Raw genomic sequence first — 21,577 nt, 5'->3', positions numbered from 1 at the left:
TCCCCGGCGAAGCGGAGCGCAGCGCGAGGAGTGGTGATGGCCCAGGTCCGCGTTCCTACGTTCGGGCCGCCCGGGACGCCCGTGGCGGCCGGTCCGCTGCGGTTCGCCGAGACCGCCTACCGCTGACAACCGGAGAATCCCGAGGAGAAACAGATGACCACTGCCCGCGAAACCCCGGCCGGTGCCGCCGCGGCCGCCCACCCCCGCGAGGACGAGCCGCTCGAACTCGTCCCGCTCGATTCGCTGACCGCCGAAATGGTCGGGCATTGGACCTATCTCATGATGGAAGGCGCCGCCTTCGCGATGCAGGGCCTGCATCCGGTGATCCGGGAGGTCACCGACCGCTATTCCGTGGCCAAGACCGATCCGGGCGGCCGGGCGATCCGTTCGGTGGATTCGGTGCTGCGCTGGACCTACGGCGGGCTCGAGGCGATCCAGGACGGCCGCCGGCTGCGTTCGCTGCATGCGCCGCTCACCATGAAAAGCGCGGCGGGCAAGCAGATCGGCGCTCTCCATCCGGGCGCCTACCAGTGGGTGATCGCGACCGCCTATGTCACCACCGCGAAGGCCGGGCCGCTGCTGATGGGCCGGGAATTCGGCGACGACGAGCTCGAGGAACTGCTGCGCGACAATATCCGCCTGGCCCGGATCCTGCAGGTGCCGATGAAGGGATATCCCCGCACCCGTGCCGAATTCGACGAGTACTACGAGCATATGGTCACCGAGGTGCTGTCGGCCGACGACGAGGTGCGCGAACAGTACCGTCAGCTGCGGACCGGCGATCTGGACCAGTTCCGCGCCATGGGATCCCCGGCGGGAGCGATCGCGCGGCGGATCGCGAAACCGATGCTGCGGTTCAACTATCTGTCCATCGTCGGACTGCTGGACCCGCGGTTACGCGATCTGATCGGCGTGCAGTGGTCCGCGGCCGATCAGCGGAGCCTGGAGCGCGCCTACGCGGTGATCCGCTTCGCCTACCGGATCCTGCCCGACCGGCTCACCTATTTCCCGATCGCCTATCACGCGCGCAAACATCATCAGCAGGTTCGGAAGATGAAGCGGCGCGAACTGAAATCCGCCGCCTATACGGTCCGTCCGCGACAGGACACCCCGCGCGATCCCATCACCGTCATCCCCGGCTGACGGGCTCAGGCGCCGCCCGGATGCGGATAGAGCAGCGGCGCGAGGTAGCGCCGGGCGAATTCGCGTGCCGCGTCGGCGTCGCCGAGCGGTAGCACACCGCGCGGATTGGCGATGAACGAGACGGTGAGCCGGACGAACAGTTCGGCCACCACCTCCGGATCGAAACTGCCGAGTTCGCCCCGGTCCTGCCAGTAGGAGAGGAACCGGGCGACCAGATCGCGGCCCTGCGCCACGGCATCGTCACCGGTGAGGAACGCCGTGAGCTGGCCCGCTCCGCCGGAGGCGCGCAGACTGCGGGTGAGCAGCCGGGGCGCGGTGGCCTCGCCGACGAACGCGGCGAACATATCCGCCAGCGCGCCCACCGGACCGGCCGAGCGGTGCATGGCGTCGGCGACGATCGTCGAGACCCGCTGCGATTCGGCCATCAGCGCGTAGCGCACGATGGCCGATTTGGTGCCGAACCGCCGGTACACCGTGGCCACGCCGACCCCCGCGACCTCGGCGATCCGCACCATGGTGGTGTCCTCGAAGCCGTGGTCGGCGAAACACTCCCGGGCCGCGTCCACGATACCGCGCGATTTGGGGTCCAACTGCTGCAGTTCGGCCCACGGCGCAGCGGCTGTTTCCATTCGTCCGAGCCTACCGGCTCACCCGGTCCCGAACCCCGCCGCTGCCGCCCGTCCGGCTGCCGGACGGTAGTCCTCCCCGCCACCCCGGTGATAGACTAAAGGGGTTAAAACTATCATTCTCACTCTCCGAGGTGACGATATGGCGATCAACGCAACGGTGCGCACCGCCGAACAGTCCGCCGATCCCCGGATCCGGCCCGAGGTCCTGCGAGAATTCCGCAAACATTCCGGAAGTGCCCTGGCGGGTGTTTTCGCCGGCGCGGCCTTCGACCAGGTCGCGTTGGTGCCGGTGGCCGCCGCGGTCGACCGCACCGGCCGGTTCGCCGCCAATTTCGCCGATCGCGGGGTGCGTAGCGGGGCGTCGGCGATGATCGCGCTGTGGGGAGATTCCGACGATCGCCGTGCCGAGGCGGACTGGCTGAAACTGCGTCACCGTGACGTGCGCGGTACCGGGTCGGGGGAGTTCGGCGAGGTCAAATATAGCGCCCTGAACCCGGTCCTGTGGAAATGGATCGCGGTGAGCGGCATCTTCGTGGTCCTCGATACGTTCACCTACTGCACCGGTACCGAGTTGCGCCCGGACGAGGAGGCGGCCGCGTACCTGATGCTGCGGGAGGCATTCGCGGATCTGGAATTGCCCAGTGCCGCGGGCAAATTGCCCGTCGATCTCGCCGAGGCGCGCGAGTACTACGACACCGTCGCCACCGAGGAACTGGCATCGAATCCGTTCCTGGTGGAGAAATTCGCGGGCCTGACCCGGTTACCGCTGCCCACCCTCGGCCTGCCGCCGGTGGCGCGGCGTGCGCTGAACCCGGTATGGCTGGTGGTGCGCCCGGCGGTCGGGCATGTGATCCAGGTGTGCTCGTCCAAAGCGATGCATCCGGCGGTCCAGGAGCTGACCGGTTTCGAACTGGCGCCCCGCCACGACCTCGAGTTCGCGGTCTATGTGCGGCTGCTGCAGTGGGCCTGGCGGAATCTGCCCGATCGCCTGCTCCTGCAACCCCTGGCCTACAACCGGTTCCAGTACGAGAAGATGGTCCGGACGCTGCGTGGTTTCGGGCTGGATTCCTTCGCGGTTCCCGCGGACCGGTCCTGAGCGGGAGGGCCGATCTGTGTCGCGGAGCGAGGAGCAGCCGGCGGACGGGCTGCGGCCCTGGGGCCCGGATTCGCTGAGCCGGCGCCGGGGAATCGACTGGAAAACCGCCCTGACGAGCCGGGCGGTGCTGCTGCTGCAGGTCGCCCACCCGGTGGTCGGGGCGGGAGTGGCCGACCATTCGGAGTTCCTCTCCGACCGCTGGGCCCGGATCCGCTCGACCGCGGCCTCGGCACGCCGGTTCAGCGGGCTCGAGGGCCCGCGCGCGGCGATCGACGAAGGGGAGCGGCTGCGGCGGGTGCACCGCGATATCCAGGGTGTCGACGCGCGCGGCCGCCGCTACCACGCGCTGAACGCCGACGCCTACCTGTGGGTGGCCGCGACCGGTTACTGGGCGAGCGCGGTCACGCGGCGGGTGCGCGGGCAGGAGTTCGACGCCGCGACCGAGGACGCCCTCTACGCCGAGTGGACCGATCAGGCACGGGTCCTGCGGATCCCGGATCGGGTGATCCCGGCGGACCGGGCCGCGTTCGGCACCTACTTCGACCACACCGTCGCCGCGGTGCTGGAACGCAACAGCACCACTGACCTGCTGATCGACCTGGACCGCCACCCGATGCCGCCGCATCCGGATTTCCGGCTGCCCGCCCGGGCGTGGAACATCCCGGCGGTTCCGCTGGCGGCGCTGCTGCGGCTCACCACCGCCGGATACCTGCCGCCGATACTGCGTCCGCGGCTGGGCATCGACTGGTCGCACGAGCGGGCGCGGCGATTCGACCGGGTGGTGATCGCCTGCAACCTACTCGACCGCGTGCTTCCGGAGCGCGCCCGGCACCCGATGTCGCGGCCCACCGCGGCCGAAGCGGCGGCGGGTCAGGATCGGGCTCGCAGGAACCGCCCGGTCCGTTCGGTGCCCAGCGCCGGGCCGGCGGTGCCGCCGCCGAACACGTACCGGCCACCGATATAGACGGCGGCGACCGCGGCGTCGTTGCGGTTGACCATGCGCGGCAGCCCGCCGTACTGCTCCACCGGACTCTCGGCGTAGGCATCGAGCGAATCGTCCAGTCCGGCCGGGTCGACGATCACCACATCGGCGCGATCGCCTTCCCGCAGCCGGCCCGCGTCGATGCCGTACCAGTCGGCGAGCTCCCTGGTGAGCCGGTGTACCGCGCGCTCCAGCGGAATCACCGGCGCGCCCGCCTGTTCGGCCCGGTACATCCGCCGCAGGAACCGGAGACCGAAGTTGTAGAAGGCCATATTACGCAGATGGGCGCCGGCGTCGGAGAAGCCGAGCTGGATGCCCGGATGCGCGGCGAACCGGTCCAGCACCTCCGGCCGGTGATTGGAGATAGTGGTGCGCCAGCGCAGTTTCGTCCCGTGTTCGAGTACGAGGTCGAGGAATGCGTCCACGGGATGCACACCGCCGCGCCCGACCCCGACCTCGCCGAAGGTTTTGCCGATCACGGTCCGGTCCGGGCAGTCGACGATCTCGGCGTCGAAGAAATCGCGATGCCAGACCCGCATCCCGAACCTGGCGTCGTAATCCTTGCGGAACCGCCGCCGGTAGTCCTCGTCGGCGAGCAGGGTGTCGCGTTCGACCCGGTCGGCCAGATGCAGTGCGGCCGCGCCGGACCCGAACTCCTCGAAGATCACCAGATCGATACCGTCGGCGTACACCTCGAACGGCACCGGCAGATGCTGCCACCGGAAATCCGCGCCGAGCGCGTTCACCAGCCGGGCCAGGTAGTCGATGAGGAACACCGCGAACGGGTTGGCCTTGATATCGGCCGCGGACAGCAAGGTGGTCTTCAACCGCCGCCGCCCGATTCCGAGGCTGCTGAAGATCATCGCGCCGAGGCTGCGCGGTGAGGTGATATCGGGGCCGCCCTGCAGTATCCGGCCGCGGCGGCGCAGGATCGCGTTGAGCCGCCGCCGCTCGCGGGCCCCGGCGTAGGTGGACGGCAGGGTACGGGAACGGCAGGCCTCGCCGTCGACCTTGTCGAACAGGAGCTGCTGCGCCGACATCCCGACGAAACCCGCGTCGAGCGCCTCCTGCAACGCCGCCTCCATGGCGGCGAGTTCGGCGCGATCGGGCCGTATGTCCTTGCGGGTGGCCCGGTCGAGTCCGAGGAAGGCGGTGCGGATATCGGAATGTCCCAGCATGGCCGCGATATTCGGGCCCAGCGGCAGCCGCTCCAGCGCGGCGGCGTATTCGCGGGCGGAGGTCCAGGTGCGGGTGTCGTCCAGGGTGTCGATCACGTGGCCGCGGGGGATGGCCTCGACGCGGCCGAAGATATCGCCGGCCCCGGTGGGATCGATATGCACGGTGGACAGCGAGCACGATCCGAGCAGAACCGTGGTGATCCCGTGCCGCACCGATTCCGACAGCGAAGGCGTTTTCAGCACTTCGATGTCGTAGTGCGTGTGGATATCGATCATCCCGGGCAGTACCCATTTGCCGTGGGCGTCGACGATATCCGGGCAGTTCGTCTCGTCGAGAGGTGTTTCGGAGACCGCCACGACCCGGTCGCCGCGTATACCGAGATGGCGGATCGCCGAGGGCGCGCCGGTCCCGTCGAACCAGCGTCCGCCCTTGATGATCGTGTCGTAGCTCACACTCCCATTGCAACTGGTCGGATGACCGGAGTCAAGGGGAGTACGCCGGGCGGCGACCCGCCCGGCGCGCCCGGTTCAGTCGGTCCGGACCTCGGTGCGATCCTCGCTCCACAGGGTGTGGTACTTGCCCTCCGCGTCGACCCGCTCGTAGGTGTGCGCGCCGAAGAAGTCGCGCTGCGCCTGGGTGAGCGCGGCCGGCAGCCGGTCTGCGCGCAGCGCGTCGTAGTACGACAGCGACGACGCGAAGGCCGGAACCGGGATGCCCAGCAGGGTCGCGGTGGCCACCACCCGGCGCCAGCTGTCGATCGCGGTTTCGATCGCGTCCCGGAAGTACGGCGCGAGGATCAGGCTCGGCAGGGCCGGATCGTCCTCGTAGGCCTCTTTGATCCGGTTGAGGAAACGGGCGCGGATGATGCAGCCGCCGCGCCAGATGGTCGCCAGATCACCGGGGGTGAGGTTCCAGCCGTATTCGGCACTGCCCGCGGCGATCTGGTCGAATCCCTGCGCGTACGCGACGACCTTGGAGGCGTAGAGGGCCTGCCGGATATCCTCGGTGAACTGCGCGATATCGGTGGGTTTGGTGGCGAGCGTCCCGGCGGCCAGGCCCTCGGCCGCGGCGCGCTGCCCGCGCGATCCCGACAGCGCCCGGGCGAAAACCGCCTCGGCGATACCGGTGACCGGCACCCCGAGGTCGAGGGCGGATTTGACCGTCCAGCGGCCGGTGCCCTTCTGCTCGGCGGCGTCCACGATCACATCGACCAGCGGTTTCCCGGTTTTCGCGTCCACCTGGTTCAGTACTTCGGCGGTGATCTCCACCAGATAGCTCTCCAGCTCCCCGGAGTTCCACTGGGTGAAGATATCGGCGATCTGCTTGGGGTCGAGGTCCAGCGCGGCGCGGAACAGGTGGTACGCCTCGCCGATCAGCTGCATATCGGCGTACTCGATGCCGTTGTGCACCATTTTCACGAAATGACCGGACCCGTCGGGTCCGATATGGGTGCAGCACGGCGTGCCGTCGACCTGCGCCGCGATCGATTCCAGCAGCGGACCCAGCGATTCGTAGGATTCGGCCGGACCGCCGGGCATGATCGAGGGGCCGTTGAGGGCGCCCTCCTCGCCACCGGAGATTCCGGCGCCGACGAAATTCAGGCCCCGGGCCCGCAGGGACGCCTCGCGCCGGATGGTGTCGGTGTAGAGGGCGTTACCGCCGTCGATGATGATATCGCCGGGCTCCATGGCCCCGGCGAGTTCTTCGATCACCGCATCGGTGGCATCGCCGGCCTTGACCATGATGAGGACCCGCCGCGGCTTCTCCAGCGCGGCGACGAACTCCGCGATCGTCTCGGTACGGACGAAGTCACCGTCGTCGCCGTGCGCGACCAGCAGCGCATCGGTCTTGGCGACGCTGCGGTTGTGCAGGGCCACCGTGTAGCCGTGCTTGGCGAAGTTGCGGGCGATATTGCTGCCCATCACCGCCAGGCCGGTGACCCCGATCTGTGCACGCGCTGTGGAGGACGCCATGAACCAGCTCTTTCCTTCGGCAGTTCCAACGGTTACGGCGGTTCTCACCGATGCCACGGCGGCCGCGAGGACCGCCGCCGAGCGCACCGGCCGCCTCTGCTCTTTCTACCGGGTGGCTCCGCGCGCCTGCGCGCAGACCCGCCGATAAGACCTCGCGGTCCTGGTCGAGCCCGGTTCGGGGCCGCGGCGTCGACCGGCCGCCGCCGCGGGTCCGGTCCGAGTACGCGCGCGGGGGACGCGGGGCGCTCCTCTCGCGCCGCGCACGGTGGAAACCTGCTCCGCCACTGAGGATTACGACGCGCGAATGGGTACCCGGACAAGGTGCGGTACAAGTCTTGGCTCGCGTCGGCGAGTGCGGCGATCGTCGCCGCGATGTTTCTGTCCACGTCCCCTCACGCCACGGCCGAACCCGGACCGCGCGTGCACGCGGAGCGGCCGCTCGACGGTCGCGCGATCCAGCTGGAGGTGTTCTCTCCCGCGATGAACACGGTGGTCACCAACCGGGTCATCCCGGCGGCGGGCGGGGGGCCGGCGCCCACCGTGTACCTGCTCACCGGGATCGGCGGCGGCGCCGACGGTATCTCCTGGTGGGACAACACCGATGTCCGGCAGTTCTTCGCGGACAAGAATGTGAACGTGGTGATGCCGGTGGGCGGCGCCTACAGCATGTACACCGATTGGCATACCGACGATCCGGCCGTCGGCCGGGCCCGCTGGCAGACCTATCTCACGCGGGAACTGCCCGCGGTGGTGGACGCGCGGTTCGGGACCACCGGCCGCAACGCGGTGGCCGGGGTGTCGATGAGCGGGGGGTCGGCGGTGGACCTCGCGATTCAGGACCCCGGCCGCTATCAGGCCGTCGCCTCCTACAGCGGATGCCCGTGGGCGGCGGACCCGGCCGGGATCGCGATGGTGAGCGCCCAGGTGGTGCGGGGCGGCGCGAACCCCGCGAATATGTGGGGCCCGCCGGGCGCGGCCGGCTGGCAGGCCCACGACGCGTTCGCGCACGCGTCCCGGCTGGCGGGCAAAACCGTCTACCTCTCCGCCGCCTCCGGTACCCCCGGCGCGATCGACCGGGGCTGGGGGTTCCCGCCGGTGGAGGCCATCGCCGATGCCTGCACCTCGGCGTTCGCCGCCCGGCTCGGGCAGTTGGGAATCGGCGCGGTCCACGTCGACCGGCCCGCGGGCGCGCATACCTGGGGCCAGTTCGAATACGACCTGCACGATTCCTGGCCCCATCTCGCGCGCGCGATCGGCGCCTGATGACCGGGGCGCGCCGGGCTACCGGGCGAGCGCGCGGGCGATCACCATCCGCTGGATCTGGTTGGTGCCCTCGAAGATCTGGGTGATCTTGGCTTCGCGCATGAACCGTTCCACCCGGAAATCCCGGGTGTAGCCGTAACCGCCGAGCACCTGCACCGCGTCGGTGGTGACCTTCATGGCGGCATCGGTGGCGGTCAGCTTGGCGATACTGGCCTCGGTGGAATAGGGCCGGCCCGCGTCCCGCCGGCGTGCGGCGTCCAGATAGGTCGCCCGGGCCGAGCCCACGGCCGCGGCCATATCGGCGAGCAGGAAGCCGAGCCCCTGATGGTCGATGATGGCCTTGCCGAACGCCGTGCGTTCGCGGGCGTAGGCGACGGCCTCGTCGAGGGCCGCCTGCGCCAGGCCGACGGCCACCGCGGCGATTCCCAGCCGGCCGGAGTCCAGGGCGCTCAACGCGATCTGCAGACCCTGGCCCTCGTCGCCGAGACGCCGCTCGGTGGGCAGGAAGGCGTTGTCGTAATGCGCCGAGGTGGTCGGCACCGCGTGCAGGCCCATCTTCTCCTCGGGTTTACCGAAGCTCAGCCCCTCGGTGCCCTTGGGCACCAGGAAACAGCTGATCCCGCGTGACCCCTCGCCGGTGCGGGCGAACAGGTTGTAGAAATCGGCGATCCCGCCGTGGGTGATCCAGGCCTTGCTGCCGTTGATCCGGTAGCCGCCGTCGGCGGGTGCGGCCTTACAGGACAGAGCCGCGGCATCGGAGCCCGCCTGGGGTTCGGAGAGGCTGTAGGCGCCGATGGTGTGCCCGCCCAGCATCTCGGGCAGCCAGCGCCGCTTCTGCTCCTCGGTACCGAAGGCCAGCAACGGGTGGCAGGCCAGACTGTGCACGCTCACCGCGACCGCGACCGCCGCCCACCGGCTGCCCAGTTCTTCCAGAACCTGCAGGTACACCTCGTACGGCTGGCCGCCGCCGCCCCATTCCTCGGGGTAGGGCAGGCTCAGCAGGCCGGCGTCGCCGAGGGTGGCGAACAATCCGTCGGGATAGGTCTCGTGGCGTTCGTGCTCGTCCACGATCGGCGCCATGGCCTTGTCCGCGATATCCCGGGTCAGCTGGATCAGCTCGTATGCCTCGGCGGTGGGCAGCATTCTCTCGACAGCCACGATGCTCCTCGAACGATGATCGATTCGAGAATCAGGGTACTGAGGCGGCCCGGCGTGCGTTCCGTGCGTCCGGGTCGAGCGCCCGTCCGCCCCGTAGCGGAAACCCGGGTGGTCGTCGATGGGGAGGCATCACAGGATCGCGCCCCGGGCATAGCGGGATCGCCCGGTGTGGACGAGGATGAAGGCCGAATCGAGAAGGCCGGGGCGCGGCCGGGACGGGGATCGCGATGGACACCGTGGCGCAGGGATCGGGCAGTGCCCGCCGCCGGGGAGTATGCCGATGACCGCGGGCTGGGATCGGTTCCGGCTGTTCAATATCGGTGATCTCGTGGTGCATCGCGGCCGCACCCTCATATCGCTGACGGTGATGGCGGTCTCGGCGGCGCTGCTGGTCGCGGTGTTCAGTATCTCCGGTTCGGTGACCGGTTCGGTCGACAAACTCGTGGCCGGTCTCGGTGGTACGGCCCGGCTCGAGGTCAGCGGTATCACCGATGCCGGATTCGGGCAGGACCTGCTGGGACCGGTGGCGGCGACGCCCGGGGTGAAAACGGCCGTCCCCATGCTGCGCGCCCAGACCGGGGCGGACGAGAACCGGGCGCTGCTGGTGGGCGCGGACGCCCGGATCGCCGAACTGGGCAGTTCGCTCACCGGATCGCTCGGGGACGGGGCGGCGAAACTGCTGACCGTTCCCGACGGGGTGCTCACCGGCGCGGCCATGGGTTACCGGGAGGGCGATACGTTCCCCCTCGGCTCGGGTACCGCGACCGTCGCCGGCATCCTCGACGCCGACGGCGCGGGGCAGCTCAACGGCGGGTATCTGATCGCCACCACCCTGGTCACCGCACAGAAACTCACCGGCCGGCCCGGGCAGCTGGATTCCATCCAGATCATCGCCGAACCCGGCGCCGATATCGGGCGGCTGCGGGCCGCGCTGACCGATACCGTGGCCGGTCGCGCGGTGGTCGCCGACGCGGGCCTGCGGGCGGCGCAGGCCGGGGGCGCGGTGATGATCATCCGGTATTCGACCCTGATGGCCGCCGCGGCGGCGCTCGTCGTCTCGGCGTTCCTCATCTACAACGCCATGGCCATGGCGATCGCCCAGCGCCGCCCCACCCTGTCGCTGCTCCGGGCCATCGGTGGCCGCCGCCTGCCGGTGATCCGCGATCTCCTGGCAGAAGCGGTGCTGGTCGGGGCGCTGGGCGGACTGATCGGCGCCGGTATCGGCATCGTCATGGGCCGGATCGCGATCGACCGGCTCCCGGCCGCGATCGTGCAGTCGGTGGAGGCGCGGACCGAATACCAGGTCCCCGGGTACGCGATCCCGGTCGCGATCGGACTGTGTGTGCTGGCCAGTGTGCTGGCGTCGGCTTTCGCGGCCCGCGCGGTCTACCGGGTGCAACCGATCGAGGCGCTGGTGCCGGTCGGCGCCGCCGCCACCGATACCGCGCGCCCGGCGGTGCGCCGGGCATCGCTGGTGCTCGGCCTGGTCATGGTGGCGGCCTCGATCCAGGTGGCCGAAACGGATCTGGGTATGTGGTCGCTCGCCTCGATCTCGCTGTCCTTCGGCGCGGCCATCGTGCTCTGTTTCGCCGCGACCACCCCGATCGTCCGGGCGGCGGGTGCGATCGCGCGCTGGTTCGGTGGTCCGGGCGCGCTGGGCGCGACCACACTCGAGCGGGCGCCGCGCCGGGTGTGGGCGACCGCGATGACGGTCCTGATCGGGGTGGCGGCGGTGGTGTCCACCGGGAGCGCCACCCGCAACGTCGTCGATTCGGCGGGACAGAGTTTCGAGAATCTGGCCGCCACGGATTTTTGGGTGACGCCGGGATCGATGGCGCAATTCCCCACCGGGCCGCTGCTTCCCGACGGCCTCGAGGAGCGGCTGGAAGCCGTGCCGGGGGTGGAGTCGGTGAATCCGGCGCAGCTGGCCTTCGCCAGTGTGGGGGCGGGGCGGGTACTGCTTCAAGGTTTTCCCGCCTCCGCCGACAACACCCGTCTCAGCTCGGAGATCACTCCAGAGGTCGCGCGCCTGCTGGTCACCGGCCAGGGGGTGGTGGTCTCCCGGGACGTCGCACGATCGCTGGGGGTCTCCGAGGGGGATCAGGTCACCCTGCCCACCCCGACCGGCCGGCACGAGGTGCGGGTGCTGCAGGTGATCCCGTACTTCTCCGCGATCGCGGGCGTCATCATGATGGATCTCGACCGTATGCGCGGCTGGTATCAGCGACCGGGGGAGACCACCCTCGCCGTGGATCTCGCTCCCGGTGCCGACCCGGAGACTGTGCGCGCGGCCCTGCGGCAGGTGGTACCCCCGGACCTCTACATCGACTCCGGTCGCGAGGCCGTCGAGGCGACGGCGGGCAGCCTGCGGCAGGGGACCGCGCTGGCCACCAACATTCTCTGGATCGTGGTGCTGGTCGCCACCATCGCCCTGCTGAACACCCTCATGCTGTCGGTGCTGGACCGCCGCCGCGAGATCGGGGTCCTGCGCGCCATGGGCACCGATCGTCGTTTCCTGCTGCGCTCGGTGCTGGCCGAAGCGGCCGGGATCGGTCTGGTGGGCGCGCTTCTGGGGCTGCTGGTCGGCGCGGCGGTGCAGTACCTGTCGGCCGTGGCCATCGGCCACGCGCTCACGATCGATGTCGTCTACGAGGCGAGCCCGCTGCTCGTCGTCTACGGCGTCGTGGCCCTGGCGCTGGCCCTGCTGGGGTCGGTGCCACCGGCCGTGCGGGCGGCCCGGATGCCGATCGTGGAGGCCCTGGCGGTCGATTGAGCGCGGTCACGGGCGTTCCCGGGCGGCCTCCCGGAAGATCGTGGCCAGCGCGGTGAGATAGCGGTCCACCGATTCGTGGGCAACGGGGTTGTCCGGGTAGACAACGCTGATCGTGGTCTCCGCGGGCAGCCGGTTGATCCAGATCAGCGCCTCCTCGCTCGCGGCGCGGTTTCCGTACAGGCCGCCGCGCGCGAAGTCGAAGAACTCGCTGCCCGCGAAATCGCGGGCGTCGACATAGGAGATCATCGGATTGGACCAGTCCGGCGCCACCTCGATCCCGCTACCCGCCGGCGCCAGCTCGAGCACACGATGAATGGTGGTGGATTTCAGCCGCATGCCGTTCTCGTAGGCGCGCTGGGCGCGGGCGACCATCCGCTCGAACGACGCGCGCATCCCGATCGGGAACGCCACCGGTACCAGGGCCACATACCAGCCGATCGAGGCCATCTCTTCGAAAGTGGAGCGCGTGTTGAGTGGGGTGATGCCGAAGTAGTAGTCGCTGTCGGTGAGTTCGCGTTCGGCCAGGGCCGCCGCGGCGAAGACCCCGCCGGCGAATTCGCCGCCGTGGTCGCGGCAGAGCTTCTCGAACCGGGCCGCCTCGTCCTCGCCGAACAGTGCGACGGTCCGGTGGGCACTGCGGTGGGCGCCGCTGTCGCCGATCCCCAGATCCAGCGGGAACGACGGGAGTTCGCCGTCGTTGCCGCGGAGCAGCCGCAGCCAGGTCTGGACCGTCGGGGAGGCCTGGGTGAGTTGCGCCGAGGCCGCGCGCTCGCGGGCGCAGTAGTCGGTGTAGCTGGCGGGCGCCGGAACGGGGGTCGCCTGATCCCAGGCGTGTTCGGCGTAGAGGCAGGCCAGTTCGAAGCACGAGATGTGCTGGCCCACACCGTCGGTGTGCAGATGGTCGACGGCCAGGCAGACGGTGGTGGAGTCGTCGTGCTCGATCGCCCAGAAGGTGAAACAGTCCCACTGCGGCGGGGCCGGTGTCTCGCGCTGGACGAGATCGCGGATCCGCGCGGCGCTGCCGATCGGGCCGTGGTCGACCGGTCCGAACTCGATCCGCTCCGGGTCGAGCAGATGCCGGTGCATGGTGCCGTCGGGTGCCGGGGAGAACCGGCTGCGGAAGGTGTCGTGGCGGAGCAGGAATTCGTTGACCGCACGGGTCATCGCGTCGCGGTCCAGGACGGCGGGTACCTCCGCCGTCGCCAGGCACAGCCCGGAAACCCGGAACTCCGCATCGGTATTGCGGTATGCCTGGCGCAGGTAGTGCTCCTGTTGATGGGAGGGTGGCGCGCTGTGTACCGGCGCGGCCGCCGCGTACTCCCGGGACCGGGCTGTCGCCGTCCAGCTCACCACCCGTCCGGGGGCAGGGTTCCATTCGTCGATGAGTCCGAAATCGACCATCTCTCGTACCTCAGTTCACCGCCGGCGCGGGGGCCGGTACGGGCCGGACCGGCGCGCCGGCCGGGTCGGGCAATGCCAGCGTGACCACGGCCAGGACGATCGCGACCACGGCGATCGCGGACAGCATGACGGTGCTGCCGCCCAGGGTGTGGGCACGGAAGAATACGGCGGACAACAGTGCGAGACCGACCCCGTTGCCGATCTGCTCGATGGTGGGCAGTAATCCGGATGCCTCGGGCATCTGCTCGTCGTCGAGCCCGGCCAGCATGATCGGCTGCAGCGGTACCGCGAAAACGCCCGCGCCGGCACCGCACAGCAGCACCGGTACGGCGCACAGCAGCATATTCACCCGGCCGTCGGTGAGATTCACATACACCACACCCGCCGCCACGCAGACCGCGTAGAGCACCAGCCCGCCCGCGAGCACCCGCACACCCCACCGCTTCACCAGGAGAGGGGAGAGCAGCGCGCCCGCCCCGGCGCCGAGCGCGAACGGCGTCATCGCGATTCCGGTGCGCAGCGGCGAGAACTGCAGCACATCCTGCAGGGTGATGGAGATGGCGAAGACGAACGCGGTGAACAGCCCGAAGAAACCGGTCACCACGATCGCGCCGACCGCGAACCCGCGGTCGGCGAAGAGATCCAGCCGTACCAGCGGCCCGGCCCCGCGCCGATCGGCGCGGCGTTCGTGCCACAGAGTGAGCGCACCCGCCGCGAGGGATGCCGCGACGATCAGGCAGGGCAGGGTCCGCCAGCCGTGGAGGTGGATTTCCGACAGCCCGTAGAGCAGGCCGAAAAGAGTGACCGCCGAGAGCACCACACCGGCCGGGTCCATCGGCGCGCGCCGCGGCGGCGCGGCGAGCCGGAGATAGCGCCACGCCAGCGCGAAGGCCACGATTCCCAGCGGCAGATTCATCAGGAAGACGCTGTGCCAGCCGAGACCACCGATATCGGCGGTGACCAGCCCGCCGCCCAGGATCGGGCCGAGCAGTCCCGCGAAACCGGAGGTGGCGCCGTACAGCGCGAACACCGTCGTGTGCAGTTCCCGGGGGAACAGGGCGGTGAGCACCGCGATGGTCTGCGCCGCCATACCCGCACCCGCTACGCCCTGCGCGATCCGCGCGACGACGAGTTCGCCCGCACCGCCGGCGGTTCCGCACCACACCGAGGCCGCGGTGAACGCGACCACGGCCGACAGGAACATCCGGCGCCGCCCGGTCCGCGCACCCAGCCGGGCCGCGGGCAGCAGCGTGCAGGCGAACGCCAGCGAGTACCCCGACACGATCAGCAGTTGCTGCGCCGACGTGGCCCGCAGGTCGACGGTGATGGCCGGTAGCGCGGTGTTCACGATGGTCACGTCGATCATCTGCATGAACACCGACAGCAGACAGCCGGTGAACGCGAGCCAGGCCCCCGGACCGCCGAGAGTCCGGGCGCCGGTGGCGGTCTCCGTCACGAATGCGCCTCTTCCGGTACGCGGGCGGGGTCCCCGGCGTGCGTGGGCACGGATCCGGCGGCACCGTTCCCGGTCGCGGCGGCCGGGTCGCCCGGGACACCGTTTCCGGGGTGGCCGTTCCCGTTCGCCGGTTCGCCGCCGGACACCACCTGCCCGTTCCCCGGGGCGGCCCCGGGCAGCGCGGCGGCGAACCCGCCCGCGGGATCGGTGGCCAGGATCAGCTCGGCGACCTTCGGACCGGCCTGTTCCAGGCTGAACGCCCGGCCCATCTGCAACGACATGAGCTCGATACCGAGCTGTTTGCTGACCCGGGAACCGAATTCGACCGCCATGAGCGAATCCAGGCCGAGTTCGGTCACCGGCGCGGTCAGGTCGATGGTGTCGGGTTGCACCCCCATCACCACCGCCAGTTGCTCGGCGAGCATATGTGCCATCGCCTGCCCGCGTTTGTTCTCGTCCAGCGCGGCGAGTTCGGCTTTGAGCGTGGCCAGCATCGAATTGTCCTGTACCGAGGCCGCCACCAGTGCGGCGAGCCGGCCGGTCCGGCCCATCTGCGGGAACGCGGCGGTGAGTTTGGACCAGTCGGTGGGGATCACGGCCGCCCGCGTGACCCCCAGCCGCAGCGCCTGTTCCAGGTAGACGGTGCCGTCGGCCATATCGATCGCCCCGAACCCGGCCAGTTCCAGGTACTTCGCGACCTTGTCGTCGGCCGCCATCCCACCGGCCGCACCCGACATATGGCCCCAGCCCACGCACAGCACCCGCTCACCGGCCCGCGACCACCGCTCGGCCAGCGCCTCCACGGCCAGATTGGCGGCCGTGTAGTTGTACTGGCCGAAGATCCCGAACATCGCTCCGCCGGAGGAATACAGCACGAACATATCGAGCTCGGCGCCGGCTTCGGAGACCGCGTCGTGCAGGACCCGTGCCCCGTGCACCTTGGACCGGTACACGCGGGAGAGCTGCTCGAAGTCCATATGCTCGACCCGGTTGTCGGCGACCGCGCCCGCCGCGTGGAACACACCCCGCAGTGGATGCCGGGAATCGTGTGCCCGGGCGACCACCGCCGCGACGGCTTCCGGGTCGGCGATATCGGCGCGTTCCTCGAGCACGGTGACCTCGGCGGCCCGCCACGCCGCCAGCTGCTGACGGGCGGCGGGGGTCGAGGCGCCGCTGCGGCCGAGCAGCACCAGGCGCCGCGCCCCCTTCGACACCAGCCAGGTGCCGGTGGCCATCCCGAATCCGCCGAAGCCGCCGGTGATCAGATAGGTGCCGTCCGGATCGATCTCGAGCTCGGGCAGCATCGGCCGCACCGGTGGCGCCTCGTCGGTCATCGACAGCGCGATGCGGCCGACCCTGGTGGAGCGGATGGTGTCGTCGAATGCCCGGGTGACCTCGTGGGTGCCGTACAGCTCGTAGGGCAGCGGGCGGTATTCGCCGGAGCGGAACTTCTCCACCACCCGGCGCAGCAGATCGGCCAGCTGCAGCGGCCGGAACCGGCACATCCGGTCGAGATCCATGGAGAAGTAGGACAGGTTCTTGTCGAAATTCGCGAGTTCGAGCAGGCCGCCGGTGTAGATATCGGCCTTGCCCACCTCGACGATGCGCCCGAATTCACGGATGGCCTTGAAGTTCTGGCGCAGCGCCTCGCCGGGTGCCGAGCTCAGGATCACATCCACGCCTGCACCGTCGGTGAGTCCGAGTACATCGTCGGCGAAATTCAGGGACCGCGAGGCGAGCGCGTGATCGGCGCCGAGTGCGAGGATATGCGCCCGGCGTTCCGGGGTGCTCGCGGTGCCGATGATCCGGGCCCCGCATGCTTTGGCGACCTGGATCGCCGCGGACCCGACCCCGCCGGCGGCGCCGTGGATCAATACCGTCTCACCCGGTTCCAGCCGGGCCAGGTCCCGCAGCGAGTATTCGGCGGTGCCGAAGGCGGTGGTGCTGGTGCAGACCGCGGGATCGGTGTCGCCGGGCAGCGGGATCACCGCGCCGCGGTCCACCACGTGGTAACGCCGCATCATGCCCTTGGCTGCCAGGGCGACCAGATCCCCCACCGCGAGATCGGTGACGCCCGCGCCGAGTGCGGTGACCCGGCCGACCCCCTCCATACCCGGGCTCGTTCCGAAGAAGGTGTCGGCGAGTTCGCGTTCGCCGAGAATTCCCATCACCTTCAGGGGATCCTTGTAGTTGAGGCCGATGATCTGCATACCGACCTCGACCTCGCCCGGTCCGGGTACGCGCCGCGGGGTGCGCCGCCACGAGAGGGCGGACAGCAGTTTGGATCGGGGGATCTCCAGCGCGAAATCGGCCTCCGGGTCGGTGAGCGGTTCCGCGGTGTCGAGGACGTCGATCCGGTCCTGCAGCGGGGTGGTGATCCGGGGCAGCCAGCGGGCGCCGTCGCGCAGCAGGACTTCGTCGGAGTTGTCGTAGCGGAAGGCGCCGGGTACGCGGAGTTCGGTGGTCAGTTCGCCGATGCCGGTTTCGGGTTCGGTATCGATGAGCCGCCAGCGCAGGGCGGGCTGCTCGTTGAGCAGCACCCGCCGCGCACCGGCCAGGGCGGTCTGGCGTGAGTCGGGGGCCTCGGTGCCGTCGGGCAGCGCGAAGGCGCGTTCGGTGACCAGGGTGAGATGGCACGAGTCGCCGGCCGCCGCGGCCATCGGCGATTCGCCCGCATCGGGTGCGAGGAATAGATGCGCGGCCACCGCGATACGTTTCAGCGTCCACAGATCGGCCAGATCGTCGTCGATCCGGCCCGCGACGACCACGATATGGGTCCGGGTGGTGCCGGGATCGTCGGCGCCGGCCTGCAGCAGGGCCGTGAGATCGGCTTCGAGATGGGGATCCGTACCGGTCGTGAGGCGGTACTGCGCGCCGGGCACGGCGTCGGCGAGCGCGCGGGCGCGGGCACTCTCGCCGAGGGCGAGCACGATCGTGGTGGCGGTCCCGGTCTCGCCGAGGGCCTGCGGGTCCACGGGATCGGCTCGCTCGATCGTCTCGGCGTAGTAGAAGTCGGCCATCCGCTGCAGCGGGCTCCCGCCGGGGGTGAGAGCGCCCAGCCGGACCCCGATCAGGTGCAGGCACAGGGTGCCCTCGGCATCGAGCAGCCGCACATCGGCGAGCGCTCCCTCGGTGCGGCGCGCCACCACGGTCACCTCTTCGGGCAGTGCCCGGTACAGGCGCACCGCCGATACCCCGACCGGCACCATGGCGCCGTCGCCGAGCCCGTCCCGCGCGAACAGCATCGCCACCGTCTGCATCGCCGCGTCCACCACCGCCGGGTGCGCGAGATGCCCGGATCCGGCGGCGATACCGCCGTCGACGCTCGCCACCACCGCATCGCGGCCGGCGCGAACCGCGGTCACCCGGCGGAACGCGGGTCCGTACTGCAGGCCGCGTGCGGCGAGTGCGGCATAGAACAACTCGGGATCGACCTCGATCGCCGCCTCCGGCTCCGGTACCGGGTCGACGATGGTCTCGTAGCTGCCGGTGAGGGCGCGCCCGGTGGAATGCACGGTCCACACCGTGCCGGTGGCGCTGCGCGACCGGATCAGGAACCGCCCGCTGGCCTCCTCGATACCGAGTTCGAGGAACGGCACATCCGGTTGCGCCATCACCAGCGGCGCCACGAATCGCACATCCTCGAGTGCCACGCGGGTATCGCCGGAGCGGGTGGCGGCGGCGCTGAGCGCCGCGTCGAGGTAGGCCGCGCCGGGCATGATCCGCATCCCGCCGACGACATGATCCGGCAGCCACGGCAGCAGTTCGGTGCCGACCTGCAGCATCCAGCCCGGCCGGCCTTCCATATCGGGATCGCCGAGCATCGTGTAGGTATCGGCGCTGCCCAGCCGCAGCTGCTCGAACAGCGGCAGCGGATTGTGCAGCCTGGTGTTCTGCCACGGATAGCGCGGCAGCGGCAGGTGTGCGGTGGCGGGGCGGCCGGCGGGGAAGAGAGTCCCGGTGTCCAGGACACCGGCCGCGTACACACCGGCGAGCGTGCGCCGGAGACTGTCGGCGTCGTGTTCCTTGCGGTTCAGGGTGGCGACGGTGGCGCCGTTCTCTCCGGCGGCGAGCAGGATCTCGCGGATATTGCCCGACAGCACCGGATGCGGCCCGATCTCCACGAAGACCCGGTGCCCGGCCGCGACCAGGCCCCCGACCGCATCGGCGAACCGCACCGGCTGCCGGACGTTCGCGCACCAGTATTCGGCGTCCCAGCCGTCCTCGGCCGCCACGACCGCTTCCGCGGTCACCGTCGACACCAGCGGGATCCGCGGCGCGCGGGGCGAGAGCCCGGCCAGTACGGTCCGCAGTTCGCCGAGCACGGGATCCATGAAGCGGCTGTGATACGGCACCTCGACCCGCAGCGCCCGCGCGAAAGCTCCCTCCTCGGTGAGTTTCTCGGCGATCTCGTCGAGGCGGTCCACGTCACCGGCCAGGGTGAGGGATCCGGGACTGTTGATCGCGGCGATATCGACCGCGTCCTCGTCGGTGAAATACTCCCGCACCTTGTCCACACCGGTCCCGGCCGCGAGCATGCCGCCGGTCCCCGCCGTGGTGGCCTGCAACCGAGACCGGTGATAGGCCACCGTGACCGCTTCCTCCAAGGTCAGCATGCCGCTGACATAGGCCGCGGAGACCTCACCGACGCTGTGGCCGACGATTCGCGCCGGTGTGATGCCCTGTTCGGCGAGTTCGGCGACGAGTCCCACCTGGACCAGGAAATTGGCGGGTTGCGCGACCTCGGTCGCGGTCACCCGGGACTCCTCCTCCGGGCGGAGCAGTTCCTCGATGATCGACCAGCCGGCGACCTCGTGGAACGCGTCGTCGACGGTACGCGCCGTGGCGGCGAACGCCCCCTCGGCGCCGAGCAGATCCCGCGCCATACCCCACCACTGCGGTCCCATACCGGAGAACACGAACACCGGTTCGTCGGTGCGCCGGGATACGGTGCGGACCGCGTCGCGGCCCTCCCCGCCCGCGTAGCCGCGCAGTTCCTCGATCAGGGCCTCGCGTTCGCGTACCGGCACCCCGGTACGGAAGCCGTGATGGGCGAGCCGGGTCCACGCCGCCTCCGCCAGGTGGTCGGGGTCGGCGCCCGCTTCGAGCAGATCGGCGAACCGGCCCGCCATGGCCCGCACCGCCGGCGCACTGCGGGCCGAGATCGGCAGCACCCCGAGGTGCTGCCGGGGACCCGCGGGCGCGGGACCGGCGGCCGGACGGAACTCCTGCAGAATCGTATGGGCGTTGGTGCCGCCGTATCCGAATCCGTTGACCGCGACGGCCATCGGCTCCGCGCCGGCGGGCAGCGGCTGCGGCTCGAGCTGGATATGCAGATTCAGGTCGGCGAAGGGGATGTCCGGATTGGGCTCGTTCAGCCAGCCCTGCGGTGGAATCGTGCGATGCCGCAGTGCGAGCGCCGATTTGATGACGCTCGCGATCCCGGAGGCCGCCTCGGTATGGCCGAGGGTCGCCTTCAGCGACCCCACACCGAGAGTGTGTTCCCGGACCCCGGCCGCGCCGTACACCGAACCCAGTGCGCGCAGTTCGATCGGATCGCCGACCGGTGTTCCGGTGCCGTGTGCCTCGACATAGGTGATCTGTTCGGGTGCCAGCCCGGACCGCTCACAGACGGTGCGGGCGAGTGCTTCCTGTGAATCGGCGTTCGGCACGGTGATGGCGGCGGTGCGACCGTCCTGGTTCGACCCGGTCGCCTTCACCACCGCATACACCCGGTCGCCGTCGCGCAGGGCGTCGTCGAGCTTCTTCAGCACCACGATTCCGCCACCCTCGCCGCGCCCGTACCCGTCACCGGCGGCGTCGAAGGATTTGCAGCGGCCGTCGGTGGCCAGGAAGCCGCCCTTGCACATCATCACGAACGTCTCCGGCTGCAGCATGACGTTCACGCCACCGGCCAGCGCCATCGTGGCATCGCCGTTCTCGATGGCCTGACAGGCCAGATGGAACGCGACCAGCGATGACGAGCACGCGGTATCCACGGTGAGCGCCGGCCCGACGAGATCGAGCGCGTAGGCGATCCGGTTGGACAGCATCGTGTACGAGGCGCTGGCCGCGGTGTGCATATCCACATGCGCCAGCGCCGGCCCGACGACCCCCACCACCGACTGGTCCACCACGAATCCACCGATGTACACACCCACCGATTCACCGGCGGCGCGTCCGGCGACGCCGGCATCGTCGAGCGCCTCCCAGGCCACCTCGAGCAGCAGTCGCTGCTGCGGATCGAGGCCGGTGGCCTCCCGGGGCGAGATCCCGAAGAAATCGGGGTCGAATTCCCACGGGTCACTGGTGAGGAATGCGCCGTGCCGGGTGTAGCTGCGGCCGGGCGTGCGCTTCTCGGGGTCGTAGTAGCGGCGATAGTCCCAGCGGTCCGGCGGGATCTCGACCACGGCATCGCGTTTGTCGATCACGAAGTCCCAGAAGGACTCCGGGGAATCTATCCCCCCGCCGAAACGGCAGCCGATACCGACGATGGCAATGTCCGACATCTGTATGTCCTCCCG

At 70.1% G+C, this 21,577-nt stretch carries 12 protein-coding genes; 5 read left to right on the top strand and 7 right to left on the bottom strand.

Features of this window, described 5'->3' with window-relative positions; translation table 11 throughout:
* Positions 1–153: 153 nt before the first annotated feature.
* The gene (locus tag ACZ6SF_RS06985; protein WP_466061033.1) at positions 154–1,143 is read left to right on the top strand and encodes an oxygenase MpaB family protein; all 990 of its coding nucleotides are present in this window, start codon (positions 154–156) and stop codon (positions 1,141–1,143) included.
* Positions 1,144–1,148: 5 nt separating this feature from the next.
* Here the strand turns inward: ACZ6SF_RS06985 and ACZ6SF_RS06980 are convergent, their stop codons facing one another.
* Positions 1,149–1,772 (bottom strand): TetR/AcrR family transcriptional regulator, encoded by a 624-nt coding sequence (locus tag ACZ6SF_RS06980; RefSeq protein ID WP_466061032.1) that lies wholly within the window; start codon positions 1,770–1,772, stop codon positions 1,149–1,151.
* A 139-nt stretch (positions 1,773–1,911) separates the two neighbouring features.
* On the opposite strand from ACZ6SF_RS06980, the gene ACZ6SF_RS06975 reads away from it, so the two are divergent.
* Together ACZ6SF_RS06975 and ACZ6SF_RS06970 are read left to right on the top strand one after the other, a co-directional pair.
* Positions 1,912–2,868, top strand: a complete 957-nt coding sequence (locus ACZ6SF_RS06975; RefSeq protein WP_466061031.1) for an oxygenase MpaB family protein — start codon at positions 1,912–1,914, stop codon at positions 2,866–2,868.
* Positions 2,869–2,884: 16 nt separating this feature from the next.
* A complete protein-coding gene (locus tag ACZ6SF_RS06970; protein ID WP_466061030.1) occupies positions 2,885–3,832 on the top strand; it encodes an oxygenase MpaB family protein in 948 nt (315 codons plus the stop codon).
* On the opposite strand, the gene ACZ6SF_RS06965 is transcribed toward ACZ6SF_RS06970, so the two are convergent.
* Positions 3,739–5,481 (bottom strand): N-acyl-D-amino-acid deacylase family protein, encoded by a 1,743-nt coding sequence (locus ACZ6SF_RS06965; RefSeq protein WP_466061029.1) that lies wholly within the window; start codon positions 5,479–5,481, stop codon positions 3,739–3,741. The two genes, ACZ6SF_RS06970 and ACZ6SF_RS06965, sit on opposite strands and share 94 nt — an antisense overlap.
* Positions 5,482–5,556: 75 nt before the next feature.
* Entirely contained in the window at positions 5,557–7,002 is a 1,446-nt protein-coding gene (gene gndA / locus ACZ6SF_RS06960) for an NADP-dependent phosphogluconate dehydrogenase (RefSeq protein ID WP_466061028.1), read from the bottom strand.
* A gap of 372 nt (positions 7,003–7,374) precedes the next feature.
* Between gndA and ACZ6SF_RS06955 the strand changes: the two genes are divergently transcribed.
* Positions 7,375–8,265, top strand: a complete 891-nt coding sequence (locus ACZ6SF_RS06955; protein ID WP_466061367.1) for an alpha/beta hydrolase — start codon at positions 7,375–7,377, stop codon at positions 8,263–8,265.
* 18 nt (positions 8,266–8,283) lie between these two features.
* Here ACZ6SF_RS06955 and ACZ6SF_RS06950 read toward each other — a convergent pair whose 3' ends face one another.
* Positions 8,284–9,423, bottom strand: coding sequence for an acyl-CoA dehydrogenase family protein (locus ACZ6SF_RS06950; RefSeq protein ID WP_466061027.1), 1,140 nt, complete (start codon positions 9,421–9,423; stop codon positions 8,284–8,286).
* A 280-nt stretch (positions 9,424–9,703) separates the two neighbouring features.
* Between ACZ6SF_RS06950 and ACZ6SF_RS06945 the strand changes: the two genes are divergently transcribed.
* The gene (locus tag ACZ6SF_RS06945) at positions 9,704–12,196 is read left to right on the top strand and encodes an ABC transporter permease (protein WP_466061026.1); all 2,493 of its coding nucleotides are present in this window, start codon (positions 9,704–9,706) and stop codon (positions 12,194–12,196) included.
* Positions 12,197–12,202: 6 nt separating this feature from the next.
* Here the strand turns inward: ACZ6SF_RS06945 and ACZ6SF_RS06940 are convergent, their stop codons facing one another.
* Genes ACZ6SF_RS06940 through ACZ6SF_RS06930 form a run of 3 tightly spaced genes read right to left on the bottom strand, consistent with a single transcriptional unit; the run spans position 12,203 to position 21,562 of the window.
* Positions 12,203–13,597: a condensation domain-containing protein gene (locus ACZ6SF_RS06940; protein WP_466061025.1), complete on the bottom strand. Its 1,395-nt coding sequence runs from the start codon at positions 13,595–13,597 to the stop codon at positions 12,203–12,205.
* A gap of 10 nt (positions 13,598–13,607) precedes the next feature.
* A complete protein-coding gene (locus tag ACZ6SF_RS06935; protein WP_466061024.1) occupies positions 13,608–15,053 on the bottom strand; it encodes an MFS transporter in 1,446 nt (481 codons plus the stop codon).
* Positions 15,050–21,562, bottom strand: a complete 6,513-nt coding sequence (locus ACZ6SF_RS06930; protein ID WP_466061023.1) for a type I polyketide synthase — start codon at positions 21,560–21,562, stop codon at positions 15,050–15,052. The genes ACZ6SF_RS06935 and ACZ6SF_RS06930 overlap by 4 nt, the downstream gene beginning before the upstream one ends.
* Between the last annotated feature and the right edge of the window lie 15 nt (positions 21,563–21,577).

It is taken from the genome of Nocardia sp. NPDC049935 (genome assembly GCF_055586645.1).
The sequence above is the reverse complement of the archived record's forward strand: the minus strand, read 5'-3'. Positions and strand labels throughout refer to the sequence as shown.

What these genes read in the sequence shown, in the direction of transcription:
- ACZ6SF_RS06985 (WP_466061033.1), top strand. Translation starts at nt 154, where the DNA reads ATGACCACTGCCCGCGAAACCCCGGCCGGTGCCGCCGCGGCCGCCCAC.
- ACZ6SF_RS06980 (WP_466061032.1), bottom strand. Translation starts at nt 1,772, where the DNA reads ATGGAAACAGCCGCTGCGCCGTGGGCCGAACTGCAGCAGTTGGACCCC.
- ACZ6SF_RS06975 (WP_466061031.1), top strand. Translation starts at nt 1,912, where the DNA reads ATGGCGATCAACGCAACGGTGCGCACCGCCGAACAGTCCGCCGATCCC.
- gndA (WP_466061028.1), bottom strand. Translation starts at nt 7,002, where the DNA reads ATGGCGTCCTCCACAGCGCGTGCACAGATCGGGGTCACCGGCCTGGCG.
- ACZ6SF_RS06955 (WP_466061367.1), top strand. Translation starts at nt 7,375, where the DNA reads ATGTTTCTGTCCACGTCCCCTCACGCCACGGCCGAACCCGGACCGCGC.
- ACZ6SF_RS06945 (WP_466061026.1), top strand. Translation starts at nt 9,704, where the DNA reads ATGACCGCGGGCTGGGATCGGTTCCGGCTGTTCAATATCGGTGATCTC.
- ACZ6SF_RS06940 (WP_466061025.1), bottom strand. Translation starts at nt 13,597, where the DNA reads ATGGTCGATTTCGGACTCATCGACGAATGGAACCCTGCCCCCGGACGG.
- ACZ6SF_RS06930 (WP_466061023.1), bottom strand. Translation starts at nt 21,562, where the DNA reads ATGTCGGACATTGCCATCGTCGGTATCGGCTGCCGTTTCGGCGGGGGG.